Annotated in this window: 1 pseudogene; it reads right to left on the bottom strand. The window is 41.4% G+C overall.

Annotated elements, in window-relative coordinates:
- Positions 1–120: 120 nt before the first annotated feature.
- Positions 121–1,091, bottom strand: a pseudogene (locus tag HMPREF9473_RS28835) (transposase); the annotation flags it as partial.

The raw sequence follows: 1,091 nt of genomic DNA on the forward strand, positions 1-1,091 counted from the left end.
AATCGCCAGTTCCGGCAAATGCCGGTTCTGGTGATTCCTTGTTTTTATAGCTGCTTTTTGATGTTCACTTGTAAAAAATGGTTCACTTAATAAGCCTATGTGGGTAACTTTTCTTTGCTTTTAAGCTGCTGCTTCTTTTCGCTGCTTTTTATTATGATATTTATAGATGTTAAATCCACAAGAGATTAACGTAAGTTCAAGAATTACATTTTTCTCACCTCTTCGAAATAATCTTTTGTAAGACCTGTCCCATTTTAATACTCCGAATGTTCCTTCTGCCTGAATACTCCTATTCATTCGCAAAAGGGCTCCATGGATGGACTCCAGGTTCGATAGTACTTCCTGATGTATGGCAGTTAATTCCTCATTCATGCGGATTGTCCGGTTGCCCGATGCCTTTGGACTGCATTCACTTTTATATTCGCAGCCCTCACAGGATTCGCATTCATAGAGTTCTTCCGTTCTCCCATACTGATTCTTATATACAGGACGCCTGCATTTGAAGCGGAATTTCCTTCCGCCGGGCAGAGCAGGTTTCCGGATTCATCTCTTTGAAAGTTTACAGCACGATATGGATTTTCATGATATTTTTTATCTTTTGTCTCCTTTTGGAACATCGTAAATTTCATATATTTTTCCATCCCATGCTCTTCACAATAAAGATAGTTATTGTAGGAACCATACCCTGCATCGGCAACCGGATACTTTGGATAACATCCATATGTTTTATGAAACTTCTCCATCAGTGGTACAAAGCACTCCATGTCAGATGCGTATGGTTTTACATCCACTACGGCAATGTATTCGTCACAGACAGCTGTCTGGAGGTTATAGGCTGGAAGCAGCTGGTCATTTCCCATGTAATCTCTTTTCAGCCGCATAAAAGTGGCACTGTGATCCGTTTTGGAATAACTGCTCCTTTCTTCCCCACAGATTTCTATATGGTGTGCATAAGTTTTTAAGCGTTCCAGATATCCCTGTAATTCCTGATACTGCTTTTGATAAATGCTTTTCCTGTGGCCACAGCCGGAAACGAACGTGGATTCCTCCAGTCCGGTGCCTTTCCGGTACAGTTCCAGGAGTTCGGAAAC

The sequence above is a fragment of the Hungatella hathewayi WAL-18680 genome (assembly GCF_000235505.1).
Lineage (GTDB): Bacteria > Bacillota > Clostridia > Lachnospirales > Lachnospiraceae > Hungatella_A > Hungatella_A hathewayi_A.